19 protein-coding genes are annotated in these 23,850 nt (G+C 55.5%); 13 read left to right on the plus strand and 6 right to left on the minus strand.

The window, feature by feature from the left end; genetic code table 11:
• The first annotated feature begins 16 nt into the window (after nucleotides 1-16).
• From ileS to LOC22_RS14195, 6 genes are all read left to right on the plus strand, one after another.
• Nucleotides 17-2,833, plus strand: a complete 2,817-nt coding sequence (ileS, locus tag LOC22_RS14170) for an isoleucine--tRNA ligase (protein WP_032670587.1) — start codon at nucleotides 17-19, stop codon at nucleotides 2,831-2,833.
• Nucleotides 2,833-3,333 (plus strand): signal peptidase II, encoded by a 501-nt coding sequence (gene lspA / locus LOC22_RS14175; RefSeq protein WP_032670586.1) that lies wholly within the window; start codon nucleotides 2,833-2,835, stop codon nucleotides 3,331-3,333. The genes ileS and lspA overlap by 1 nt, the downstream gene beginning before the upstream one ends.
• A 116-nt stretch (nucleotides 3,334-3,449) precedes the next feature.
• On the plus strand, nucleotides 3,450-3,899 hold the full coding sequence (gene fkpB / locus LOC22_RS14180; RefSeq protein WP_003856450.1) for an FKBP-type peptidyl-prolyl cis-trans isomerase: 450 nt from the start codon (nucleotides 3,450-3,452) through the stop codon (nucleotides 3,897-3,899).
• Between the two features lies 1 nt (nucleotide 3,900).
• Complete coding sequence (gene ispH, locus LOC22_RS14185; RefSeq protein ID WP_017694539.1) at nucleotides 3,901-4,851, plus strand: 4-hydroxy-3-methylbut-2-enyl diphosphate reductase; 951 nt, start codon at nucleotides 3,901-3,903, stop codon at nucleotides 4,849-4,851.
• Between the two features lie 156 nt (nucleotides 4,852-5,007).
• Nucleotides 5,008-5,562 (plus strand): glucose-6-phosphate isomerase family protein, encoded by a 555-nt coding sequence (locus LOC22_RS14190; RefSeq protein WP_017383813.1) that lies wholly within the window; start codon nucleotides 5,008-5,010, stop codon nucleotides 5,560-5,562.
• On the plus strand, nucleotides 5,555-6,325 hold the full coding sequence (locus LOC22_RS14195) for a glucose-6-phosphate isomerase family protein (protein ID WP_017694538.1): 771 nt from the start codon (nucleotides 5,555-5,557) through the stop codon (nucleotides 6,323-6,325). Before LOC22_RS14190 ends, LOC22_RS14195 begins: the two co-directional genes overlap by 8 nt.
• A 27-nt stretch (nucleotides 6,326-6,352) precedes the next feature.
• Here LOC22_RS14195 and LOC22_RS14200 read toward each other — a convergent pair whose 3' ends face one another.
• Genes LOC22_RS14200 through LOC22_RS14220 form a run of 5 tightly spaced genes read right to left on the minus strand, consistent with a single transcriptional unit; the run spans nucleotide 6,353 to nucleotide 10,657 of the window.
• Nucleotides 6,353-7,171 (minus strand): PTS system mannose/fructose/sorbose family transporter subunit IID, encoded by an 819-nt coding sequence (locus tag LOC22_RS14200; protein WP_015572637.1) that lies wholly within the window; start codon nucleotides 7,169-7,171, stop codon nucleotides 6,353-6,355.
• Nucleotides 7,171-7,968 carry a PTS mannose/fructose/sorbose/N-acetylgalactosamine transporter subunit IIC gene (locus LOC22_RS14205; RefSeq protein WP_015572638.1) on the minus strand — a complete coding sequence of 266 codons (798 nt, stop codon included), beginning with the start codon at nucleotides 7,966-7,968 and terminating at the stop codon, nucleotides 7,171-7,173. Before LOC22_RS14205 ends, LOC22_RS14200 begins: the two co-directional genes overlap by 1 nt.
• Nucleotides 7,969-7,978: 10 nt before the next feature.
• Nucleotides 7,979-8,473: a PTS system mannose/fructose/N-acetylgalactosamine-transporter subunit IIB gene (locus LOC22_RS14210; RefSeq protein WP_015572639.1), complete on the minus strand. Its 495-nt coding sequence runs from the start codon at nucleotides 8,471-8,473 to the stop codon at nucleotides 7,979-7,981.
• 10 nt (nucleotides 8,474-8,483) lie between these two features.
• Nucleotides 8,484-8,912, minus strand: coding sequence for a PTS sugar transporter subunit IIA (locus LOC22_RS14215; RefSeq protein ID WP_047056534.1), 429 nt, complete (start codon nucleotides 8,910-8,912; stop codon nucleotides 8,484-8,486).
• Nucleotides 8,913-8,914: 2 nt separating this feature from the next.
• Complete coding sequence (locus tag LOC22_RS14220; protein WP_015572641.1) at nucleotides 8,915-10,657, minus strand: class I mannose-6-phosphate isomerase; 1,743 nt, start codon at nucleotides 10,655-10,657, stop codon at nucleotides 8,915-8,917.
• A 187-nt stretch (nucleotides 10,658-10,844) separates the two neighbouring features.
• Here LOC22_RS14220 and LOC22_RS14225 point away from each other — a divergent pair, with 187 nt between their 5' ends.
• From LOC22_RS14225 to LOC22_RS14245, 5 genes are all read left to right on the plus strand, one after another.
• Nucleotides 10,845-11,852 (plus strand): LacI family DNA-binding transcriptional regulator, encoded by a 1,008-nt coding sequence (locus LOC22_RS14225; protein WP_230238985.1) that lies wholly within the window; start codon nucleotides 10,845-10,847, stop codon nucleotides 11,850-11,852.
• A 132-nt stretch (nucleotides 11,853-11,984) separates the two neighbouring features.
• A complete protein-coding gene (gene dapB, locus LOC22_RS14230) occupies nucleotides 11,985-12,806 on the plus strand; it encodes a 4-hydroxy-tetrahydrodipicolinate reductase (protein WP_032647206.1) in 822 nt (273 codons plus the stop codon).
• A 454-nt stretch (nucleotides 12,807-13,260) separates the two neighbouring features.
• The gene (gene carA, locus LOC22_RS14235) at nucleotides 13,261-14,409 is read left to right on the plus strand and encodes a glutamine-hydrolyzing carbamoyl-phosphate synthase small subunit (protein WP_023295905.1); all 1,149 of its coding nucleotides are present in this window, start codon (nucleotides 13,261-13,263) and stop codon (nucleotides 14,407-14,409) included.
• A gap of 18 nt (nucleotides 14,410-14,427) precedes the next feature.
• Nucleotides 14,428-17,652 (plus strand): carbamoyl-phosphate synthase large subunit, encoded by a 3,225-nt coding sequence (carB, locus tag LOC22_RS14240; protein ID WP_023295906.1) that lies wholly within the window; start codon nucleotides 14,428-14,430, stop codon nucleotides 17,650-17,652.
• Nucleotides 17,653-17,792: 140 nt separating this feature from the next.
• On the plus strand, nucleotides 17,793-18,026 hold the full coding sequence (locus LOC22_RS14245) for a YgdI/YgdR family lipoprotein (protein ID WP_003856439.1): 234 nt from the start codon (nucleotides 17,793-17,795) through the stop codon (nucleotides 18,024-18,026).
• Nucleotides 18,027-18,074: 48 nt separating this feature from the next.
• On the opposite strand, the gene LOC22_RS14250 is transcribed toward LOC22_RS14245, so the two are convergent.
• Nucleotides 18,075-21,068, minus strand: coding sequence for an autotransporter outer membrane beta-barrel domain-containing protein (locus LOC22_RS14250; RefSeq protein ID WP_230238986.1), 2,994 nt, complete (start codon nucleotides 21,066-21,068; stop codon nucleotides 18,075-18,077).
• 371 nt (nucleotides 21,069-21,439) lie between these two features.
• Here LOC22_RS14250 and kefF point away from each other — a divergent pair, with 371 nt between their 5' ends.
• Nucleotides 21,440-21,970, plus strand: coding sequence for a glutathione-regulated potassium-efflux system oxidoreductase KefF (gene kefF / locus LOC22_RS14255; protein WP_017383806.1), 531 nt, complete (start codon nucleotides 21,440-21,442; stop codon nucleotides 21,968-21,970).
• Nucleotides 21,963-23,828, plus strand: a complete 1,866-nt coding sequence (gene kefC, locus LOC22_RS14260; RefSeq protein WP_015572648.1) for a glutathione-regulated potassium-efflux system protein KefC — start codon at nucleotides 21,963-21,965, stop codon at nucleotides 23,826-23,828. The genes kefF and kefC overlap by 8 nt, the downstream gene beginning before the upstream one ends.
• Nucleotides 23,829-23,850: the final 22 nt, after the last annotated feature.

Genomic DNA, 23,850 nt, shown 5'->3' on the forward strand with positions numbered 1-23,850 from the left:
CGGAACCGAGAATCTGATGAGTGACTATAAATCAACCCTGAATTTGCCGGAAACAGGGTTCCCGATGCGCGGCGATCTCGCCAAGCGTGAACCGGGAATGCTGGCGCGTTGGACCGATGATGACCTGTACGGCATCATTCGTGCAGCCAAAAAAGGCAAAAAAACCTTCATTCTGCATGATGGCCCTCCATATGCGAATGGCAGCATTCATATTGGTCACTCTGTAAACAAGATTCTGAAAGACATTATCGTGAAGTCCAAAGGACTCGCGGGATATGACTCGCCTTACGTTCCGGGCTGGGACTGCCATGGTCTGCCGATCGAGCTGAAAGTTGAGCAAGAGTACGGTAAGCCGGGTGAGAAGTTCACCGCCGCAGAATTCCGCGCGAAATGCCGCGAATACGCTGCCACCCAGGTTGACGGTCAGCGCGCTGACTTCATCCGTCTGGGCGTGCTGGGTGACTGGTCGCATCCGTACCTGACCATGGACTTCAAAACCGAAGCCAACATCATCCGAGCGCTGGGTAAAATCATCGGCAACGGTCACCTGCACAAAGGCGCGAAGCCGGTGCACTGGTGCGTCGACTGCCGCTCTGCGCTGGCAGAAGCGGAAGTGGAGTATTACGACAAAACCTCGCCTTCTATCGACGTGGCCTTCGAAGCGGTCGATCAGGATGCGATCAAAGCTAAATTTGGTCTGCCTGGTGTAAGCGGCCCGATCTCTCTGGTGATCTGGACCACCACCCCGTGGACGCTGCCTGCTAACCGCGCGATCTCCCTCTCTGGCGAGTTTGAGTATGCGCTGGTGCAGATTGATGGCCGTGCGGTTATCCTGGCGAAAGACCTGGTCGAAAGCGTGCTGAAACGCGCGAACATCACCGATTACACCGTGCTGGGCACCGTAAAAGGTGACGCGCTGGAACTGATGCGCTTCAAACACCCGTTCCTGGACTTCGACGTTCCGGCGATCCTGGGCGACCACGTCACGCTGGACGCGGGTACCGGTGCGGTGCATACCGCCGGTGGCCACGGTCCTGACGACTACAACATCAGCCTGAAATATGGTCTGGAAATCGCTAACCCGGTTGGTCCGGACGGCTCTTACCTGCCAGGCACGTACCCGGCGTTGGACGGCATCAACGTCTTTAAAGCTAACGACATCATCGTTGACATGCTGCGCACCAGCGGCGCGCTGCTGCACGTTGAGAAAATGCAGCACAGCTATCCGTGCTGCTGGCGTCACAAGACCCCGATCATCTTCCGTGCGACCCCGCAGTGGTTCATCAGCATGGATCAGAAAGGCCTGCGTGCGCAGTCTCTGAAAGAGATCAAAGGCGTGCAGTGGATCCCTGACTGGGGCCAGGCGCGGATCGAATCCATGGTGGCTAACCGTCCTGACTGGTGTATCTCCCGTCAGCGCACCTGGGGCGTGCCGATGTCTCTGTTCGTACATAAAGAGACGCAGGAGCTGCACCCGAACACTCTGGAACTGATGGAAGAAGTGGCGAAGCGCGTCGAAGTTGACGGCATTCAGGCGTGGTGGGATCTCGACGCCCGCGACATCCTGGGCGCTGACGCAGACAGCTACGAGAAAGTGCCGGATACCCTGGACGTGTGGTTCGACTCCGGGTCTACCCACTCCTCCGTGGTTGACGTGCGTCCGGAGTTTGCTGGTCACGCTGCCGATATGTATCTGGAAGGGTCTGACCAACACCGCGGCTGGTTCATGTCATCGCTGATGATCTCCACCGCCATGAAGGGTAAAGCACCTTACCGCCAGGTATTGACCCACGGCTTCACCGTGGATGGTCAGGGCCGTAAGATGTCCAAATCTATCGGTAACACCGTTTCTCCGCAGGACGTGATGAACAAACTGGGCGCGGACATTCTGCGTCTGTGGGTGGCCTCTACCGACTACACCGGCGAAATGGCGGTCTCTGATGAGATCCTGAAACGTGCTGCTGACAGCTATCGTCGTATTCGTAACACCGCGCGCTTCCTGCTGGCGAACCTGAACGGGTTCGATCCGGTGAAAGACATGGTGAAGCCGGAAGAGATGGTTGTGCTCGATCGCTGGGCGGTAGGCTGCGCGAAAGCGGCGCAGGAAGATATTCTTAAAGCCTATGAGTCTTACGACTTCCACGAAGTGGTGCAGCGCCTGATGCGCTTCTGCTCCATCGAGATGGGCTCGTTCTACCTCGACATCATCAAAGACCGCCAGTACACCGCGAAAGCGGACAGCGTGGCGCGTCGTAGCTGCCAGACTGCGCTGTTCCACATCGCAGAGGCGCTGGTACGCTGGATGGCGCCGATCATGTCCTTCACCGCGGATGAAATCTGGGGTTACCTGCCGGGTGACCGCGAGAAGTATGTCTTCACCGGCGAGTGGTACGAAGGTCTGTTCGACCTCTCCAGCACTGAAGCAATGAACGATGCCTACTGGGACGAGCTGCTGAAAGTGCGTGGCGAAGTGAATAAGGTTATCGAGCAGGCGCGCGCTGACAAGAAAGTCGGTGGCTCTCTGGAAGCGACCGTGACCCTGTACGCCGAACCGGAGCTGGCGGCCAAACTGACCGCGCTGGGCGATGAATTACGATTTGTCCTGTTGACCTCCGGTGCGAAAGTTGCGGATTATGCCGAAGCTACTGCTGATGCTCAGCAGAGTGAACTGCTCAAAGGACTGAAGGTCGCACTGAGCAAAGCCGACGGTGAAAAATGCCCGCGTTGCTGGCATTACACCACTGATGTCGGTCAGGTGGCGGAACACGCAGACATCTGCGGACGCTGTGTAAGCAACGTCGCCGGTGACGGCGAAAAACGTAAGTTTGCCTGATGAGTAAAACTCTCTGTTCAACAGGACTGCGCTGGCTGTGGCTGGTGGTGGTGGTGCTGTTTATTGATTTGGGCAGCAAGTTCCTGATCCTCCAGAATTTCGCTCTGGGGGATACGGTCCCGCTGTTTCCGTCGCTTAACCTGCACTATGCCCGCAACTATGGTGCGGCGTTTAGTTTCCTTGCCGACAGCGGTGGCTGGCAGCGCTGGTTCTTCGCGGGTATCGCTATCGGTATCTGCGTCGTGCTGGCGGTGCTGATGTACCGCTCAAAGGCCACGCAAAAGCTGAATAATATCGCCTACGCGCTGATCATTGGCGGCGCGCTGGGTAACCTGTTTGACCGCCTGTGGCACGGCTTTGTGGTCGATATGATCGACTTCTACGTTGGCGACTGGCACTTCGCGACCTTTAACCTCGCCGATAGCGCAATATGCGTTGGTGCGGCGTTAATCGTGCTGGAAGGCTTCTTGCCTAAACCGGCCGCGAAAGAGCAGGCGTAACAAAACCAGCCGGGTGACGCGTAGCGATCCCGGCCTACAGAATTTGTGGCCCCCGTAGGCCCGGTAAGCGTAGCGCCACCGGGCAACAGGTGACCCAAAACAAGCGAGCAATTTGCATGTCTAAATCCGTACAGAGCAACAGCGCGGTTCTCGTTCACTTCACGCTGAAGCTGGATGACGGCTCCACGGCCGAATCCACCCGCAACAACGGCAAACCGGCGCTGTTTCGTCTGGGCGACACCTCCCTGTCTGAAGGCCTTGAACAGCAGCTCCTCGGTCTGAAAGAGGGGGAGAAAAAAGCGTTTTCGCTGGAGCCGGATGCGGCATTCGGTGTGCCAAGCCCGGACCTGATCCAGTATTTCTCGCGTCGTGAGTTCATGGACGCGGGTGAACCAGAAATCGGGGCGATTATGCTCTTTACCGCTATGGACGGCAGCGAAATGCCTGGCGTGATCCGCGAAATCAACGGGGACTCCATTACCGTTGATTTCAACCATCCGCTTGCCGGGCGTACCGTTCATTTTGATGTAGAAGTGCTGGAGATCGATCCGGCACTGGAGGCCTGAAATGCAGATCCTGTTGGCTAACCCGCGCGGCTTTTGCGCCGGTGTAGACCGCGCTATCAGCATTGTTGAAAACGCGCTGGAGATTTACGGCGCGCCGATTTACGTGCGTCACGAAGTGGTGCACAACCGTTACGTGGTCGACAGCCTGCGCGAGCGCGGTGCGATTTTTATCGAGCAGATCAGCGAAGTGCCGGACGGCGCAATCCTCATCTTCTCCGCGCACGGCGTCTCTCAGGCGGTACGCAACGAGGCGAAAAGCCGCGATCTGACCGTATTCGATGCCACCTGTCCGTTAGTGACAAAAGTGCATATGGAAGTGGCGCGCGCCAGCCGTCGTGGTGAAGAGTCAATTCTGATTGGTCACGCCGGTCACCCGGAAGTTGAAGGCACCATGGGCCAGTACAGCAACCCGGAAGGGGGCATGTATCTGGTTGAGTCACCGGAAGATGTCTTTACGCTGGACGTGAAAAACGAAGCCCGTCTGTCGTTTATGACCCAGACGACGCTTTCCGTAGACGACACCTCAGACGTGATTGACGCCCTGCGCCAGCGCTTCCCGAAAATTGTCGGGCCGCGCAAAGATGATATCTGCTATGCAACCACCAACCGTCAGGAAGCCGTACGCGCCCTGGCTGAACAGGCGGATGTGGTGCTGGTGGTCGGCTCGAAAAACTCCTCTAACTCCAACCGACTAGCCGAACTGGCGCAGCGTATGGGGAAAGCGGCGTTCCTGATCGACGACGCAACGGACATTCAGGAATCGTGGGTGAAAAACGCGGCCTGCGTCGGTGTTACCGCAGGCGCTTCAGCGCCGGATATCCTGGTTCAAAACGTCATTGCCCGCCTACAAGAGCTGGGCGGTGGCGAAGCGGTGCCGCTGGAAGGCCGTGAAGAGAACATTGTCTTCGAAGTGCCGAAAGAGCTGCGAATCGACGCCCGCGAAGTGGAATAATGTCCTCTCAATCTTCAAAATGCCGGTGGCGAAAGCCTCCGGCATTTTTGTTTCTGGTTAACTGTGATTCACCATCAATATTGACGCTTTTATCACTAGGTTAATCGTTTAATCTGCCATCATGATATTGCTGTTCTCCTCGGGCCGGAGAGCGATATGAATTCAGACATCTTTTTGCCACCTCAGTTGACGTGGGCTACCGGCGCGCTAGCCGGCGGGCCGCTTATCCGCAAAACGACTCGTCTTGCGGATCTTCCTGGGATCTTCGCAGACGGCGAGGCGTGGAAGTGCGGCAATCCTCAAAAAAGTGTGTATGACGTAGACGTACTGGGCTCGCCCGTAGGGGAAGGGGCACTCTTCGTTGGGGTAACTCACCTGCGTGCGGGTAACGTGGGCGATGAGTTCTTTATGACTCGCGGTCATTTTCATCAGCGCCGCGAACAGGGCGAGGTCTATTTTGGCCTGCGCGGATGTGGCTTGTTGCTGCTGCAAACGGAGGCGGGCGACGCGCGGCTTGAGCAGGTGACGGCTGGCTCCGTGCATATTATTCCTCCTTTTACAGCGCATCGTTTGATTAACACTGGCAACGAGACGCTATCCTCCCTTGCCGTCTGGCCGAGCATTGCGGGACACGACTATGCGGCGCTGGCAGAGGGCTTCACCCTGCGGATCTTTGCCTCCGGGGAAGGTTACGAGGTGCGCCATGGCTAACTATGGCCTTGATATGACCATCAACCGTCAGCCGCTCGGTTTTTGCTACGGAGAGGATGTTACCGGGCCGATGCCGGAGATCAGAACGCTGGATCAGATCCGCCCGTCGCTGCGCAATCCGGACTGCGAAGGGCCTGAACAGGTATATGCCATCGCGATGGACGTGGCGCGTCTGGCGGACAGGCCGGAGCTCGAAAAACGCATGCTGCTTTTTGGTGTGGTCACCTACGCGGCAGGCACGCTTGGCGATGAGCCGGTCCGCAGCCAGGGACATGTTCACCGTATTAGCCAGCACAGCGGATGGTCGCCCCCTGAGCTGTACGAAATCTGGCAGGGTAAAGCGATTATCTACATGCAGGAGTATGTGGACGACGATCCGGGACGTTGTTTTGCGGTACTCGCGGGGCCGGGTGAAAAGGTACTGGTCCCTCCCGGATGGGGCCATGCGACGATTTCGGCCTCGCCCAATGAGCCGCTGACGTTTGGTGCGTGGTGCGATCGGGAATATGGCTTTGAGTATGAGGCCGTTCGTGCGCGAAAAGGTCTGGCCTGGTATCCCTTAGTTCAGGGTAATCATATTGTCTGGCAGCATAACAGTCACTACAGACCAGGGCGCTTGCAGATGATTACGCCGAGAAGTTATCCGGAATTTGGCATTACTGATGCGCCTGTTTATCAGCAGTTTATTGATGACCCCGCACGGTTCCAGTTTATTTCGCGTCCGGATAAAGTCGCAGAACTGTGGAATAACTTCCATCCATAAAGAAGCCGGGGCATTGCCCCGGTTTTCTTATCCTGCAAACAAACCGGACGCCACGCCAAGCGCTGCCAGTATAAGCAGCAATATCATGGCTTTTACCGGCGACACGCCGCGTTTTGCCATCAGATACCAGGTCCCCAGCACCACCGCCAGCGGAAGCAGCTGCGGGAAAATACCGTCCAGCATCTGCTGAACGTGAATGTTAACCCCGTCCCGGGTGATGAACTCCAGCCCGGTGCCGAGCTTCACGTAGCTGGCCGCCACGCCGCCCATGACAAATACGCCCAGTAGCGAGAGCGCTTCCCGTAGCCGGGTAGATTTGCTGCTGACCAGCATCTCCACGGAGCCTGATCCCATCTGGTAGCCTTTGAGAAACAGGAACCAGGAGCCAGGGATAATGATGGCCAGCCAGGCAACGGTATAAAACAGTGGACCGAGGATATTTCCGCCTGCCGCCAGCGCCATCCCAATGCTAAGCAGGATCGGGATCAGCATGCCGGGGATCATCGAATCGCCGATCCCGGCAATTGGCCCCATCAGGCCTACCTTCAGGGTATTTATGGTTTCACCGTCAATCGGCTCGCCGTTGGCTTTTTTCTCCTCCAGCCCCAGCGCCATACCGTTAACGATCGCGCCAATCTGTGGCTCCGTGTTGTAGAACGACGCGTGACGGCGCAGCATCTCGGTACGTTGTACCGGGTCGGGATAGAGCTTTTTTGCGACCGGCAGCATGCTCAGGCAAAAGCCGAAGGATTCAAGGCGTTCAAAGCTCATTGAGGAGAGGTTGTGCATCATCCACGCTCGCCAGCAGCGGCGCAGATCCTTGCGGGTGAGTTTACGTTCTTCCATCAGAATTCATCCTCGTCGTCAGGGACAGGTGCTGAAGCCACGGCCTGCGGTGCCTCGGGTTTATAGTTGTAATGAATCAGTGCCAGCAGGGCGCCCACGATCACCAGCGCGACCATATTGAGTTTCAGGAAAACGATGCAAACGAAGCCCACCAGAAAGTAGATGAGCATGGTATAGCTTTTGATGATCTGCTTAAGCAGGATGGCAATACCGACGGCGGGCAAGATGCCGCCCAGCACATTCATGGTGGAGAGGACGATGTGCGGCAGGCTGTCCATAAACCCGCTAATGTACTGTGCGCCAAAAAAGACGGCGATAAAGGTAGGCACAAAGCGCAGCACAAAATTCATCGCCTGCGGCCAGATGGCGCTGTTGAGGTAGATCCCGCGCTCGTCGCCGTTCTCCAGCGCCACATCCGCACGATGGTTCCAGAAGGAGTTCAGCACCATCATCGCATTGAAGAGAATGGTTCCGGCGATCCCAATAGTCGCCGCCAGCGCGACGGCAACCTCAGGTCCTTTGCCGGAAAGTATTCCCAGTGCAATGGCCGGATAAGCCACAAAGTTTAAATCTGCTGGCATCGAGCCGCCGGGTGTCACCATTGCGATATACACCGCCTGCACCGCTACGCCAATCATAATCCCGGTTTTGATATCGCCCAGGATCAGGCCAACCAGCATCCCGGAAATGAGCGGTCGGGAGATGAGATACCAGCCGCCCGTCAGCCCTAAAAGCCACGGACTACTGAGTGCGCCCAGATAACACAGCAGGCCAATTAAAGCCGCTTCGATAATCATGATCCGCTCCTTATTTCAGCTTTTGTCTGGCATCCTGCCAGGTATAAAAACTGGCATCGGGAACCAGGCGGAATTCAATCGCGTGTCCCTGCCCGGTCAGCCACTCGAACGCCGCCGCTTCATCCTGGGTTACCGATTGATTCGGGCCGATGGTGATCGTGTTAGCCCGGGCGCTCATCGGGCCCACGTTAATTTTTCCATTGCTGTTTTTCAGGCTAATGCCCGCCTGCTCAATGCGCTGTAGCGTGAGTGGAGATTTGCCAATCACGAAATAGCGCTTTTCGCTGGCAATCACTTTTGGCAGTTTTTCGATCGCGGTTGCCGTATCGAACAGCCACACTTTAGTATCTGATACGGCTCCTTTCATGACCGACGATAACAGCGGATCGGCCGCAACGGCATCGTCAATGGCAACGATGCCGTCGCAGGGCAGCTCCCTGGCCCAGCGTGTAATGAGCTGCCCGTGGATCACGCGATCGTCAATGCGTACAAAAGAAATACTCATATGCGGCTCCTTAAAAATCGTCTGTCTGTGCAGTATCTGCCGGTTTCGCCTGTACCAGCGTCGGCAGAGTAAGTTCGATAAGCTGCCCGGCAGCCTGATGAACATCGCGAGCCATCATCACCTCATCGGTTTGCAGTAGCATCGGGAAGTTGACTCCAGCCACCACGGCGACCGGCGGCTGCGTATGTGGGTTAAGCGCGGCCTCACAGGCCACGTTCCACGGCGTGCCGCTTTGCATGTCGCACAGCACCAGCACGCCGTCAGCGTTGACGCTTGCTGCTTCCAGTGTGGAGATGAAATCCTGCCGGAAGCCCTCTATTCCCGCCTGTTCGGTCAGACAAACGGTGTGTACGCCGGGGAGCTCGCCGTATACCATCCGGCCGCTCTCCAGCAGCGCGGCGGCTAACGGCCCATGAGTGGCGACAATAAAATGAATCATCGTTAGCTCCTTACCCAGGCTTTGATAGTCGCGAGGGGGTGTCCGGAAGCACGGGCTGAAGGTGAAATGCGATAGTCACCTACGCTTGCCGGAATGATGAAGGTTTCGGCGTAATGGACGGTAAACGGCTCAAATGCACCGGTTGGGCTGTCGACAATTGCTTCGTCGCCCTCTACCAGATTCAGCACGTTCACACCGCCGCCGGTGTGGTGCAAAACGGGTTCGCTAAACCAGTGGCGGCGGGTTTCGATAAATTCACGCTCGTGCAGGCCAGTACGCTCTTCACGCCAGCCGTTTCCTTCCGCGACAGGTTCGAACTGATTCACCAGATGCTGATGAACCCACTGCGCGTCGCGCTGCCAGTCGATCACCTTTTCACCGTGCTCCAGGTGTACCGGGCGCGGCAGCCCGTCCAGGCCCAGGCGGCCCCAGTCCCACAGTTTGAAGGTGAAAATATACGGCGTAGCGCTGATCTCCAGCACCATGGTACCCGCGCCGGAGCAGTGCACCGTCCCAGCCGGGATCAGGAAATGATCGTGCTTTTTTGCCGGGATCTGATTAACGAAGCGGTCGTCATCAAACGGTTTTTCACCGCGACCCGCGCGCCTGAGATCGTCCATCATGGCCTCAGGGTCTGTGCCGGTTTTGGTCCCCAGATAGACGACGGCACCCGGCTCCGCTTCCAGAATGTAATAACTCTCATCCTGGGTATAGTGCATCCCAAACTGCTGCTGGATGTACTCGGTAATGGGGTGGACCTGGAAGCTCAGATTCTGGCCACCCATGGTGTCGAGGAAGTCAAAACGGATCGGGAATTCCGCGCCGAAACGTGCGTGAACTTTCTCGCCCAGCAGAGCACGGGGCTCAAGCAAAACCAGATCCTGAGAGGGGATCTCGATCCGCACTGCGCCAAAACGCAGTAACAGGCTGTTCTCCTCGGGCACGCAGTCAAAACACCACGCGTAATTGGGTGCAGAGGGATCGAGATCGAATTGCTGTTTCATCCACTGGCCGCCCCAGACGCCAGGATCGAAAAAGGGCGCCACGCGGAAAGGCTGGGTGGTAGTTTGCTTCAGCCCGGCTCGCAGGGCCTCGCCGCTGACCATCGCGGGCTGGTTCGTCTGGGTTGTATCCAGTAAAAAATCGGTGCGCCTGAGCAGCGGCGTTTTGTGGCGATCGAAGACGCGCCATTCGACAAAAAAGGCGCGCTTGTAGCGACGAAGCATATCTTCCTGCTGATTATCTGCGCCCCAGTTCCCAGTCTCACCCCGGCGCATACGCTGCTGGATCTCCCAGCGCGGCAGATCGGCATACACCAGCACATCACCCGGATGGACAAGCGTCGCACCGGGTCCGTAGATCACAATCAGCCCCCCGGAACACTGGTTCACCTGAACCTGCAACGCCTCCAGACGCGCGGGATCGAAAAACTCTCCAAGCTGGTGGCAGGAGAGAACGCCAAAGACGCGATCGTCTGTGAGGTTGCGCGCCAGCATCTCATGAATGGCACACTCATCCCGTCGCGCCTGTTCAGCATTGATCGCCAGCGTCGGGCGTAGACGCGGCAGCACGTTCTCTTCAAGCTCGGTCATGCGCACGCCCGGATAGCAATCAATCACCAGCACCGTGCGGCTGCGCTGTTGGGTTTGTGACTCAAGAACGCGGGTTATTGCTTCCCAGCCTTGCCAGGCGCTGTCATCAAAACCCTGTATCGCCACCGTGGGGAATTTGTCGTAGGTTGTCATTGTATCCTCCGTAATCGTTATTTAAGGTTATTCGATTAACCGTATTTGAGAAGAGTGGTTAACGCGATTAACCCGCCATAAATGCGAATCGAATCCAGAACAACAGCGGTAATGTGAAGAGTCTCACAGGGAAAAATGCAAAAAACAGGTTATTCGATTAACCTGTAGTGATGATGAAGGAGACAACATGACGGGAATTACACTGGCCGATGTCGCGAAACGCGCCGGCGTGTCAACGGCGACGGTCTCAATGGTGCTCTGCAACAAAGGCCGCATTTCGCAAAGCACGCGCGAACGTGTGCTTAAGGCGCTGGATGAATCCGGCTATGTCTATAACCAGACGGCAGCCAATTTACGTAACCGCAGCAGTAACCAGGTCGGGCTGCTCTTGCACGATATCACCAACCCTTTTTATAGCGAGATGACGGCAGGGCTAAGTCATGAAATGGAGCGCCACGAGCTGATGCTTTTTCTGGCGAATAGCGAGGAATCGGCAGAGCGACAGCAAAAATTTGTTGATTCACTGATGCGTAATAACGTCGGCGGTATGGTGCTGTGTGCGGCTCGGGAAACGCCCCTGGCCTTTTTTGAGGGTCTGAAGCGGCGCAATATTCCGGCTATCATGGTTGTGCGCCCGCTGAACGATCCGGATTTTGATTTTGTCGGAACGGATAACTTCTTAGGCACGCAGATGGCGACGGAGCATCTGCTCAGAATGGGCCATCGGCACATTGCGTTCATTGGAGGGAGTCAGAATTCGGGCTCTCGGGCGCAGCGTATCGGGGGCTTTACCAGCAAGCTGCTGGAATACGGCGTGACGCCGAATCCTGCCTGGATCAGAACCTCACACGCCAGCCAAAGCGACGGCGCGCGCGTGGCAGAGGCGTTACTTCTCGAGCATCCACACATCAGTGCGGCAATTTGCTATCAGGATGTTGTGGCGCTGGGGGTGATGCAAAGCTTACGCAAGATGGGCCGTGAGCCGGGACGTGATTTTGCGCTGGTCGGTTTCGATGATATTACCGAAGCGGCTCTGGTGCAGCCCGCATTGACCACCGTATCGGTGGCGGCGAAAGAGATTGGTCGTAAGGCAGGGGAGTTACTTTACAGCCGCATACAGGGCAACGACGAACCCGCCAAACGAATCATTCTGCCGCCTGCGCTGGTGGTGCGGGAATCATGCGGTTTTCGCTGACGATCATGTCTTTCACTGATATCTCACCCTGTTTATCATTAAATTCTAATTATCGGCGTTTTCTGTGGCAGCCTGTGCAAAGGCTGGTTAATCTGAAAACGATTTACATCATTTTAACGTAAGAGAATAACTATGCATGATGCACAGATCCGCGTCGCCATTGCGGGCGCGGGTGGACGTATGGGCCGTCAGCTGATTCAGGCGGCACTACAGATGGATGGCGTGGCGCTTGGCGCGGCGCTGGAGCGTGAAGGTTCATCGCTTTTGGGAGCCGATGCAGGCGAGCTGGCAGGCGCAGGTCAGACGGGCGTTACCGTGCAGAGCAGCCTTGAGGCGGTGAAAGAAGACTTTGACGTGTTTATCGATTTTACCCGCCCTGAAGGCACGTTGGCTCACCTGGCGTTTTGCCGTCAGCACGGTAAAGGGATGGTGATTGGCACCACCGGTTTTGACGAGGTCGGTAAGCAAGCCATTCAGGATGCGTCCACTGAGATTGCGATTGTCTTTGCGGCAAACTTTAGCGTGGGGGTAAACGTCATGCTGAAACTGCTGGAGAAGGCGGCGAAGGTGATGGGCGACTACACCGACATTGAAATCGTCGAAGCGCACCATCGCCACAAAGTCGATGCTCCGTCAGGCACGGCGCTGGCGATGGGCGAAGCGATTGCGTGTGCAATGGATAAAGATTTGAAAGACATCGCGGTCTATTCTCGCGAAGGCCACACTGGCGAGCGCGTGCCTGGCACCATTGGGTTTGCCACCGTTCGCGCGGGTGATATCGTCGGTGAACATACCGCTATGTTCGCCGATATTGGCGAAAGGATCGAAATCACTCATAAAGCATCCAGCCGCATGACATTTGCAAACGGGGCGGTACGTTCGGCATTGTGGCTGAAAGGTAAGCGTAATGGTCTTTTTGATATGCGAGATGTCCTCGAACTCAACAATTTGTAAGCATTATTACCCATCGTGATGTGGTTATTGCAGTCGTAATTACTTGATTGCATAGGGCAATATTTTATTGCCCTTTTATTTTGTCTATTTGGGGTATTTATTGTGTCTAACTGATTTAAAGTAAGTGTTTTCTCGATAATTTCTGTTGCTGAACTGTAAATTTTGACCATTTGGTCCACTTTTTATTCCTGCAAGACGTTCCTTTCTATTAAACTGCATACGCAAGCGGTTTCCACAGTGATTTAGTTGATCTTTTTGCCGCTTAATCTGAGTTCAGACCTCCAGGCTTGCAAAAGAATATACAAAACTCCCGTTTTAAGTTGACTTTTACATGGCAAATCCCCAGAATGCCGCCGTTTGCCAAAAATCCGCTGGCAACACATTTGCATTGATCCATGACATGGTTATGAATTAATATGCAAATAAAGTGAGTGAATATTCTCTGGAGGGTGTTTTGATTAAGTCAGCGCTATTGGTTCTGGAAGACGGAACCCAGTTTATCGGTCGGGCCATAGGGGCAACGGGTTCGGCGGTTGGGGAAGTCGTTTTCAATACTTCAATGACCGGTTATCAAGAAATCCTCACTGATCCTTCCTATTCTCGCCAAATCGTTACTCTTACTTATCCTCATATCGGCAATGTCGGCACCAATGCGGCTGACGAAGAATCCTCTCAGGTACATGCGCAAGGCCTGGTCATTCGCGACCTGCCGCTGATTGCCAGCAACTTCCGCAACACCGAAGACCTCTCTTCTTACCTGAAGCGCCACAACATTGTGGCGATTGCCGATATCGATACCCGTAAGCTGACGCGTCTGCTGCGCGAGAAGGGTGCACAAAACGGTTGTATCATCGCAGGGGATAACCTCGATGCGACGCTGGCGCTGGAAAAAGCGAAAGCCTTCCCGGGACTGAACGGTATGGACCTGGCGAAAGAAGTGACCACCGCTGAAGCCTACAGCTGGACGCAGGGAAGCTGGACGCTGGAAGGCGACCTGCCGGAAGCGAAACCGGAAAGCGAGCTGCCGTTCCACGTGGTGGCCTACGATTTTGGCGCCAAGCGCAACATCCTGCGTATGCTGGTTGACCGTGGCTGCCGCCTGACGGTGGTTCCGGCGAAAACCTCTGCTGAAGATGTTCTGAAGATGAACCCGGACGGCATCTTCCTCTCTAACGGTCCTGGCGACCCGGCGCCGTGCGACTACGCTATCGACGCCATCAAGTCCTTCCTTGAAACCGACATCCCAGTATTCGGCATCTGTCTCGGCCATCAGCTGCTGGCGCTGGCGAGCGGAGCGAACACCGTCAAGATGAAGTTTGGCCACCACGGTGGTAACCACCCGGTGAAAGATATCGACAACAACACGGTGATGATCACCGCGCAGAACCACGGCTTCGCTGTGGATGAAGCGACGATGCCAGCTAACCTGCGCGTGACGCATAAGTCACTGTTCGATGGTACCTTGCAGGGTATCCATCGCACCGATAAGCCTGCGTTCAGCTTCCAGGGCCACCCTGAAGCCAGCCCGGGCCCACACGATGCCGCGCCGCTGTTCGATCACTTCATCGAACTTATCGAGCAATACCGTAAGACCGCTAAATAATCAGGAGCTGAGAAGACCATGCCAAAACGTACAGACATAAAAAGCATCCTGATCCTTGGCGCTGGCCCGATTGTCATCGGCCAGGCCTGCGAATTCGACTACTCCGGCGCGCAGGCGTGTAAAGCCCTGCGTGAAGAGGGTTACCGTGTCATCCTGGTAAACTCTAACCCGGCCACCATCATGACCGACCCGGAAATGGCGGATGCGACCTACATCGAGCCGATTCACTGGGAAGTGGTACGCAAAATTATCGAGAAAGAGCGTCCGGACGCGGTGCTGCCGACCATGGGCGGCCAGACGGCGCTGAACTGTGCGCTGGAGCTGGAGCGTCAGGGCGTGCTGGAAGAGTTCGGCGTGACCATGATCGGTGCGACCGCCGACGCGATTGATAAAGCAGAAGACCGTCGCCGCTTCGACGTGGCCATGAAGAAAATTGGCCTTGATACCGCACGTTCCGGTATCGCGCACAATATGGAAGAAGCGCTGGCCGTTGCGGCTGAAGTGGGTTATCCGTGCATCATCCGCCCTTCCTTCACCATGGGTGGCACCGGCGGCGGCATTGCCTACAACCGCGAAGAGTTTGAAGAAATTTGCGAGCGCGGCCTGGATCTCTCCCCAACCAAAGAGTTGCTGATTGATGAATCGCTGATTGGCTGGAAAGAGTACGAGATGGAAGTGGTGCGTGATAAAAACGACAACTGCATCATCGTCTGCTCCATCGAAAACTTCGACGCGATGGGGATCCACACCGGTGACTCCATCACCGTTGCGCCAGCTCAGACGCTGACCGACAAAGAGTACCAAATCATGCGTAACGCCTCGATGGCGGTACTGCGTGAAATCGGCGTGGAAACCGGCGGCTCTAACGTGCAGTTCTCGGTGAACCCGAAAACCGGCCGTCTGATTGTTATCGAAATGAACCCGCGTGTGTCCCGTTCCTCCGCGCTGGCCTCCAAAGCCACCGGCTTCCCGATTGCGAAAGTGGCGGCGAAACTGGCGGTGGGTTACACCCTTGACGAGCTGATGAACGATATCACCGGTGGCCGCACGCCAGCGTCCTTCGAACCGTCCATCGACTACGTTGTGACCAAAATTCCACGCTTTAACTTCGAGAAATTCGTCGGCGCCAACGACCGTCTGACTACCCAGATGAAATCCGTTGGTGAAGTCATGGCGATTGGCCGCACGCAGCAGGAATCCCTGCAAAAAGCACTGCGCGGCCTGGAAGTGGGCGCGACCGGCTTTGACCCGAAAGTCAGCCTGGACGACCCGGAAGCGCTGACCAAAATCCGCCGCGAGCTGAAAGACGCGGGCGCAGAGCGTATCTGGTACATCGCCGATGCTTTCCGCGCGGGCCTGTCCGTCGACGGCGTATTTAACCTGACTAACATTGACCGCTGGTTCCTGGTGCAGATTGAAGAGCTGGTGCGTCTGGAAGAGAAAGTGGCGGAGCTGGGCATCAACGGCCTGGACGCAGACTTCCTGCGCATGTTGAAGCGTAAAGGCTTCGCCGATGCGCGTCTGGCTAAGCTGGCGGGCGTGCGTGAAGCGGAAATCCGCAAGCTGCGCGACCAGTACGACCTGCACCCGGTTTACAAGCGCGTGGACACCTGTGCGGCTGAATTCTCGACCGATACCGCATACATGTACTCCACCTATGAAGAGGAGTGCGAAGCGAACCCGTCCGTCGACCGCGACAAGATTATGGTGCTGGGCGGCGGTCCAAACCGTATCGGCCAGGGCATCGAGTTTGACTACTGCTGCGTACACGCCTCACTGGCGCTGCGCGAAGACGGTTACGAGACCATTATGGTCAACTGTAACCCGGAAACCGTCTCGACCGACTACGACACTTCCGACCGCCTCTACTTCGAGCCGGTCACCCTGGAAGACGTGCTGGAAATCGTGCGCATCGAGAAGCCAAAAGGCGTGATCGTGCAGTATGGCGGCCAGACTCCGCTGAAGCTGGCGCGCGCGCTGGAAGCAGCAGGTGTGCCGGTTATCGGCACCAGCCCGGATGCGATTGACCGTGCGGAAGACCGCGAGCGTTTCCAGCAGGCGGTTGACCGTCTCAAACTGAAACAGCCGGCGAACGCCACCGTGACCGCAATTGAAATGGCCGTTGAGAAAGCGAAAGAGATCGGTTACCCGCTGGTGGTGCGTCCATCCTACGTACTGGGCGGCCGCGCGATGGAAATCGTCTACGACGAAGCGGACCTGCGTCGCTACTTCCAGACGGCGGTGAGCGTTTCCAACGATGCGCCAGTGCTGCTCGACCGCTTCCTCGACGACGCGGTTGAAGTCGACGTGGATGCCATCTGCGACGGCGAAAGGGTGCTGATTGGCGGCATCATGGAGCACATCGAGCAGGCGGGCGTGCACTCCGGTGACTCCGCCTGTTCTCTGCCAGCGTACACCCTGAGCCAGGAGATTCAGGACGTAATGCGCCAGCAGGTGCAGAAGCTGGCCTTCGAGCTTCAGGTTCGCGGCCTGATGAACGTTCAGTTCGCGGTAAAAGACAACGAAGTCTATCTGATTGAAGTCAACCCGCGTGCGGCGCGTACCGTACCGTTCGTCTCCAAAGCGACCGGTATTCCGCTGGCGAAAGTGGCGGCGCGCGTGATGGCTGGCCAGACGCTGGCTCAGCAGGGCGTCACGAAAGAAATTATCCCGCCTTACTACTCGGTGAAAGAGGTGGTACTGCCGTTCAACAAATTCCCGGGCGTTGACCCGCTGTTAGGGCCAGAGATGCGCTCTACCGGGGAAGTGATGGGCGTTGGCCGTACCTTCGCAGAAGCGTTTGCGAAAGCGCAGCTGGGCAGTAGCTCCACCATGAGAAAATCTGGCCGTGCGCTGCTCTCCGTTCGCGAAGGCGATAAAGAGCGCGTGGTTGACCTGGCTGCCAAGCTGCTGAAACAGGGCTTCGAGCTGGACGCCACTCACGGTACGGCGATTGTGTTGGGTGAAGCGGGTATCAACCCGCGTCTGGTGAACAAAGTGCATGAAGGTCGTCCGCACATTCAGGACCGCATTAAGAATGGCGAGTACACCTACATCATTAACACCACCGCAGGTCGCCAGGCGATTGAAGACTCCAAACTGATTCGCCGCAGCGCGCTCCAGTACAAAGTGCATTACGACACCACCCTGAACGGCGGTTTCGCGACGGCCATGGCGCTGAATGCGGATGCCACCGAGAAGGTGATTTCGGTACAGGAAATGCACGCTCAGATTAGCAAGTAACACACATTGCCCGGTGCCATCCGGTTACCGGGCTATTTTCCCATCTTAAGAACCTTCTGGTTTTTCATCCGCTTTCAGTCAGTTAGCCTAAAATAGTTAGGTCGATAACGAAAATTCAACTGAGAGCAGGGGAATACACCATGCAAAATAAACTACTGATCGCTTCCGTTCTGGCTGCCACCGCAATGTTCACCGTGGCGGGCTGTTCGTCCAATCAGGCCGTAAAAACCACCGATGGCAAAACGATTGTTACTGACGGGAAACCGCAGGTGGATGACGATACCGGTCTGGTATCGTACAAAAACGCCGAAACCGGTCAAACTGAACAGATTAACCGTGACCAGGTTAAATCAATGGGCGAGCTGGATAACTAAAAAAAAGCAGTGGCACATGCCACTGCTTTTTTGCTTCAGGATGATCGATTACCAGCGATGGTTTAACAAAATATGACCGCCGTAGGCGGCATAGCTGTTTTCACCCCACTCACAGCTGGCACGCAGGGAGATCGTCGTGGTTTCGTTCAGGTTGCCGGTTAAGCCCAACTCTAACTGACCACGATCTTCCGGCGTATCGTTGCTGACGGTCTCGTCGTTGAATGCCAGATCGTTTTGACCAGCACCTTTCAACCAGTTAACCGCAACGTACGGCTGCCAGGCCTTGACGTCCTTCTGCTGGAAGTAGCTAGCTTTAACGCCGAGACGACCAAAGACGCTGTCATTGTCCAGGGTAGTGACGCGTACGCCGTCGCGATCGGTATGATTTTCCTGATCGAGATAGCTGTAAATCACCTGCGCCTGCGGCTCGATCTTCCAGGTGCGTTCATTTTCAGACTGGATTATCCACGCGTGGCCGACTTCAACAGACGCGGCGAAACCTTCACTATCGTAGTCTTCATCGTTGCGATTGCTGGTGACGTTGTTGTTGTACCAGCTGTAAGCGGCCCAGGTATCAACGTAGCTGCCCAGACGTAATTTCTGATCTTCCTGCCAGGTGGCGTACAGCCCAACATTGAAGCCATCAACCTTACCCTGTGCGTCACGTACGTTGTGCTTCGCATCAGAGTGGGTCTTAGCCTGGCCTGCACCGAACATCCCGCCAGCACGCAGGATACCGTTATCCATTGGCTTGCTCATGAAATCGCTGCCGACTTGCAGTACGGTGGTGGTGGTGTCGTAGCTGACTTTATCGCCACCCGCATCGTTCTCGTGATAGCGACCCTTAACGTACATCCAGGTGTTCAGGTCGTCTTCATTGCGGAAGGTGATCTGGTCGCGATCGTCACGCTTATGCAGGAACATGCTCTGTGCGGCAAGGTAGTTACCTAAGTAAGCACCCACTTCAGGTGCCATGACTTCCGGCGTATTATTACCGCCGTTGTCAGTGTTGCTGCCATTATCGGTGCTGCCGCCGTTATCGGTGCTGCCGCCGTTATCGGTGTTGCCGCCGTTGTCGGTGTTGCCGCCGTTGTCGGTGTTGCCACCATCATCGGTGTTGCCGCCGTTGTCGGTGCTGCCGCCGTTGTCGGTGTTGCCACCATCATCGGTATTACCACCATCATCGGTATTACCGCCATCATCAGTATTGCCACCGTCATCGGTATTGCCACCGTCATCGGTGTCATCGGAAGGCTCATCAGAAGGCGTCGCCTTTGATTCCAGATACCAGTTGCCGTCACTGTGCTGGTAGAGGCTATATTCCCAGGCGCCTGCAACGACCGGTTTTGCCAGCGTCAGTTGGGCTTCGGAACTGCCGCCGATGCTGACAATTTCCATACCGTTAATGGTTTGCGCGCCTGCGCCGCCAATGTTGGTGATGCTGATGCCGGACTGACCGAAGCTGCTGCCCGTAATAGTGAGGTGATCAGTTGGTGAATTATCTTCACCCAGGGTGCTGTTCATCACGATCTGGCTACCGTCAGAGCCGGTGTAGTCGCCATTAATCGTAAAATTATTGCCAACGCTATTATTAGCCGCACTGAGTAACAGCGTGCCGCCATTAGTCACGTTGCCGTTGATGGTATCGACGCCGGAAGCGCTGAGCGTGGAGTTACCCTGGACTGCATTCCATGCCGCCAGCGTACCGCCGCTAAGAACCTCGATGTTGTTGTTCACTTCGCCTGCGGTGGCAAAGGTCGCGCCATTTTCAACGGTAACGGTGGCGTTACTGCCCTTGACGCCGAGCGTTGCGCCGGTGGAGACCAGCGTGGTACCGCCGTGCAGAACCGTATCCCCTGTATAGCTATTTTTGCCCGTCAGGGTCAGGGTGTTGGAATCGACTTTTTCGACGTTACCGCTACCGGTCATGTCGGTGGCGAAAGTGAAATCGCTTCCCTGGTTAAAAATGACGGTACCGTTGTTGGTGAGCCCACCGCTGAGGGTCGCGGTTTTTTCGCCATCGCCCAGTTGCAACGAAGCATCTTTGGCCACCCGTGTATTACCGGTATTCGATACCGCGCCTGACAGGGTTAACGCGCCCGTGTCTATCAGCAAGGAATCGCCAGAGCCAATAATATCGAGATCGCCCGACAGCGCCCAATTTTCGCCGTTCATTGTGACGCTGGCAAAGCCGTCGTCTTCATTCAGACCAACAAAGTTACTGTCTTCCGAACCCGTGCCGATCAACGTCAGGGTATTTCCTCTGGAATTTGTGGATATTACGTCACCGATGAGGTTGGAGCCAGTGTCGAGCAGTAGCGTGTTATTTTTATCGCTGGCAAACATAATAGCGTTTGTTTCACCACTAATCGTTCCGCTATTTTTGATATCTAATTTTGCTGTATCTTTTACATTGATTCCGTACTGGGTTCCCTGCACAGTAGCACTGTTAAAAATCTTAGTGTTGCCATCATTTGCCGTAATAGCATCACCGTTTGTACCGATAATTTCGCCACTGTTATTAATGCCAATACCAACCTGAGTACTAAGACCTGTTTTTCCTTTTATCGTTCCGGTGCTGGTATTGGTAATATTTACTGCGGAGGAGTTTTCACTGACAAAAATGCCATTTTCCGAGCCAGTAATGTTTCCACTATTATTAAAATCACCGAGTACTGACTGAATATTCACCGCATTCGCGGTGGTGGAGGAAATGGTTGCGCCGATGTCGTTATTAATTACAATGCGCTGTACACCAGTATTTATATTCAGGCCATTTCCCGTGCCAGAAATATTCCCATTATTAGTGGCGTTAGTGGTAGTAAACCCAGTGACAGATACCGCCGCTTCACTATCTGCGGAAGATATCGTCACGTCTTTATTAATAACATATTCAGCATCGGCTGAGAAATCTTGAGGAACAGAAGTTGATTGGTCAATCGTTGCAGAAAACGCAACCGCAGGGGTGCATATCAACAAGGCAGGAAATATCTTTCCCAGAGTTTTGGTTGTATTATTTAATTGGGAGGGTTTGTTGCTCATGTACACATCCATTTGAGTGAGAAGGAATATTCGACACGTGTGTGAAACGTATATCGACCGCCTAAATAATGAGCTCAAAACAAAGAGCGTAAAATTATTATTTTTTCAATGGGTTATGTACAGACTATTTTATTAAAGAATGACTTAAGGTCCTCTAAAAATATCTGTTGGCAATATGAGTTGTTACTATTATTTTGCGGCATGAATTTGTCGTACGCGTCGTTTTCTTTCTTTAGCGCCGTAATCGCTGTTAAGGTGGTGATGATTGCCAATACTTGCGATTTACTTTGAAGCGTAAGATGACCCCTTTAAGTCGGGGTGGTAACTGTCTACACTCATTGCTACAAGAAAAGTAAAAGACGGGCATATACATGATTCTGATAATTTATGCGCACCCCTATCCGCAGCACTCGCATGCGAATAAGCGGATGCTTGAGCAGGCAAGGACGCTCGAAAACGTAGAGATACGTTCCCTCTATCAACTCTACCCTGATTTTAATATCGATGTCGCCGCCGAACAGGAGGCGCTCTCCCGTGCCGATCTGATCGTCTGGCAGCATCCGATGCAGTGGTACAGCACGCCTCCGCTGCTGAAATTGTGGATCGACAAAGTTTTCTCCCACGGGTGGGCATATGGACACAACGGCAACGCGCTTCAGGGCAAAAGTCTGATGTGGGCTGTTACCACCGGCGGGGGGGAAAGCCACTTTGAGATTGGCGCTTTCCCCGGATTTGACGTGCTGGCGCAGCCGCTCCAGGCTACTGCCCTTTACTGCGGTCTGAACTGGCTTCCGCCTTTTGCGATGCACTGTACCTTTGTCTGCGACGATGAAACCTTGCAGGCGCAGGCTCGTCACTACAAACAACGTTTACTTGAGTGGCAGGAGACGCACAATGGATAGCCATACGCTGATACAGGCGCTGATTTACCTCGGCGCGGCGGCATTAATTGTGCCCGTGGCGGTTCGTCTGGGGCTGGGCTCGGTGCTCGGCTATCTGATTGCCGGGTGTGTGATTGGCCCCTGGGGCTTTCGGCTGGTGACGGATGCCGAGTCGATCCTGCATTTTGCGGAGATCGGCGTGGTGCTGATGCTGTTTGTGATTGGTCTGGAGCTGGATCCGCAGCGGCTGTGGAAACTGCGCGCCTCGGTGTTTGGCGGAGGCGCCCTGCAAATGCTGGCCTGCGGTCTGCTGTTGGGCGGGTTCTGCATTCTGCTGGGGATGGAGTGGAAAGTCGCAGAGCTGATCGGCATGACGCTGGCGCTCTCCTCGACGGCGATTGCCATGCAGGCAATGAACGAGCGTAACCTGACGGTGTCGCAAATGGGGCGCAGCACCTTCTCCGTACTGTTGTTCCAGGATATTGCCGCCATCCCGCTGGTGGCGATGATCCCGCTGCTGGCAACCAGCGGCGCATCAACGACGCTGGGAGCATTTGCCTTATCAGCGCTGAAGGTTGCCGGTGCGCTGGCGCTGGTTGTTCTGCTTGGTCGCTACGTAACGCGTCCGCTGCTGCGCTTTGTTGCTCGCTCTGGCCTGCGCGAAGTATTCAGCGCCGTTGCGTTATTCCTGGTGTTTGGTTTTGGATTGCTGCTGGAAGAGGCCGGGCTGTCGATGGCAATGGGCGCCTTCCTCGCGGGAGTCTTACTGGCAAGCTCCGAATACCGTCACGCGCTGGAAAGCGATATCGAGCCGTTTAAAGGATTGCTGCTGGGGCTGTTTTTCATCGGCGTCGGGATGTCTATCGACTTCGGGACGCTGGTAACCCATCCGCTGCGCATCATCATTCTGCTGGTGGGTTTCCTGGTCATTAAAATGGCGATGCTGTGGCTGATTGCCCGCCCGTTAAATGTGCCAAAACCGCAACGCCGCTGGTTTGCCGTGCTGCTGGGGCAGGGGAGTGAGTTTGCTTTCGTTGTCTTTGGCGCAGCGCAGATGGCAAATGTACTTGATCCGGAATGGGCAAAAGCGCTGACGCTGGCGGTTGCGCTGTCGATGGCCGCAACGCCGATCCTGCTGGTGCTGCTGACGCGTCTGGAGAAAACGGGAAGCGAACAGGAGCGAGAAGCCGATGAGATCGACGAGGAGCAGCCGCGGGTGATCATCGCCGGATTTGGCCGATTCGGGCAGATTACTGGCCGTTTACTGCTCTCCAGCGGAGTCAAAATGGTTATCCTCGATCACGATCCTGACCATGTCGATACGCTGCGTAAATTCGATATGAAAGTGTTTTACGGTGATGCGACCCGAGTTGATCTGCTGGAATCCGCCGGGGCGGCGAAAGCCGAGGTGTTGATTAATGCCATTGACGATCCAGAGACCAGTATGCAGATGGTTGAGCTGGTTAAAGAGCATTTTCCGCATCTGACCATTATCTCCCGTGCGCGCGATGTGGATCACTACATCCAGCTGCGTCAGGCGGGTGTGGCAGCCCCTGAACGTGAAACCTTCGAAGGGGCGCTCAAATCTGGCCGCATGGCGCTGGAAAGCCTGGGGCTTGGCGCGTATGAGGCACGTGAGCGTGCCGATCTGTTCCGCCGTTTTAATCATGAGATGGTGGAAGAGATGGTGGCGATGGCGAGCAGTACGGCAACCGAACGCGCTGCGGTGTTTAAACGCACCAGCACCATGCTGACGGAGATCATCAACGAGGATCGTAATCATCTGTCGCTGGTTCAGCGCCACGGCTGGCAAGGAACGGAAGAGGGCAAGCATACTGGTGATCCTGCGGATGAACCGGAGAGTAAACCCTCTGCGTGAAGTGGAGTTGCCAGCAATATTA

Source organism: Enterobacter sp. AN-K1 (assembly GCF_020971765.1).
In the GTDB taxonomy this organism is placed as follows: Bacteria; Pseudomonadota; Gammaproteobacteria; order Enterobacterales; family Enterobacteriaceae; genus Enterobacter; species Enterobacter hormaechei_C.

Excerpts from the sequence above, each read along its gene's own strand:
- fkpB (WP_003856450.1), top strand. The coding sequence starts at position 3,450 with ATGTCTAAATCCGTACAGAGCAACAGCGCGGTTCTCGTTCACTTCACG.
- LOC22_RS14190 (WP_017383813.1), top strand. The coding sequence starts at position 5,008 with ATGAATTCAGACATCTTTTTGCCACCTCAGTTGACGTGGGCTACCGGC.
- LOC22_RS14220 (WP_015572641.1), bottom strand. The coding sequence starts at position 10,657 with ATGACAACCTACGACAAATTCCCCACGGTGGCGATACAGGGTTTTGAT.
- carB (WP_023295906.1), top strand. The coding sequence starts at position 14,428 with ATGCCAAAACGTACAGACATAAAAAGCATCCTGATCCTTGGCGCTGGC.
- lspA (WP_032670586.1), top strand. The coding sequence starts at position 2,833 with ATGAGTAAAACTCTCTGTTCAACAGGACTGCGCTGGCTGTGGCTGGTG.
- ileS (WP_032670587.1), top strand. The coding sequence starts at position 17 with ATGAGTGACTATAAATCAACCCTGAATTTGCCGGAAACAGGGTTCCCG.
- kefF (WP_017383806.1), top strand. The coding sequence starts at position 21,440 with ATGATTCTGATAATTTATGCGCACCCCTATCCGCAGCACTCGCATGCG.
- ispH (WP_017694539.1), top strand. The coding sequence starts at position 3,901 with ATGCAGATCCTGTTGGCTAACCCGCGCGGCTTTTGCGCCGGTGTAGAC.
- LOC22_RS14205 (WP_015572638.1), bottom strand. The coding sequence starts at position 7,968 with ATGATTATCGAAGCGGCTTTAATTGGCCTGCTGTGTTATCTGGGCGCA.
- kefC (WP_015572648.1), top strand. The coding sequence starts at position 21,963 with ATGGATAGCCATACGCTGATACAGGCGCTGATTTACCTCGGCGCGGCG.
- LOC22_RS14200 (WP_015572637.1), bottom strand. The coding sequence starts at position 7,171 with ATGGAAGAACGTAAACTCACCCGCAAGGATCTGCGCCGCTGCTGGCGA.
- LOC22_RS14215 (WP_047056534.1), bottom strand. The coding sequence starts at position 8,912 with ATGATTCATTTTATTGTCGCCACTCATGGGCCGTTAGCCGCCGCGCTG.
- LOC22_RS14225 (WP_230238985.1), top strand. The coding sequence starts at position 10,845 with ATGACGGGAATTACACTGGCCGATGTCGCGAAACGCGCCGGCGTGTCA.
- LOC22_RS14210 (WP_015572639.1), bottom strand. The coding sequence starts at position 8,473 with ATGAGTATTTCTTTTGTACGCATTGACGATCGCGTGATCCACGGGCAG.
- LOC22_RS14195 (WP_017694538.1), top strand. The coding sequence starts at position 5,555 with ATGGCTAACTATGGCCTTGATATGACCATCAACCGTCAGCCGCTCGGT.
- LOC22_RS14250 (WP_230238986.1), bottom strand. The coding sequence starts at position 21,068 with ATGAGCAACAAACCCTCCCAATTAAATAATACAACCAAAACTCTGGGA.
- dapB (WP_032647206.1), top strand. The coding sequence starts at position 11,985 with ATGCATGATGCACAGATCCGCGTCGCCATTGCGGGCGCGGGTGGACGT.
- LOC22_RS14245 (WP_003856439.1), top strand. The coding sequence starts at position 17,793 with ATGCAAAATAAACTACTGATCGCTTCCGTTCTGGCTGCCACCGCAATG.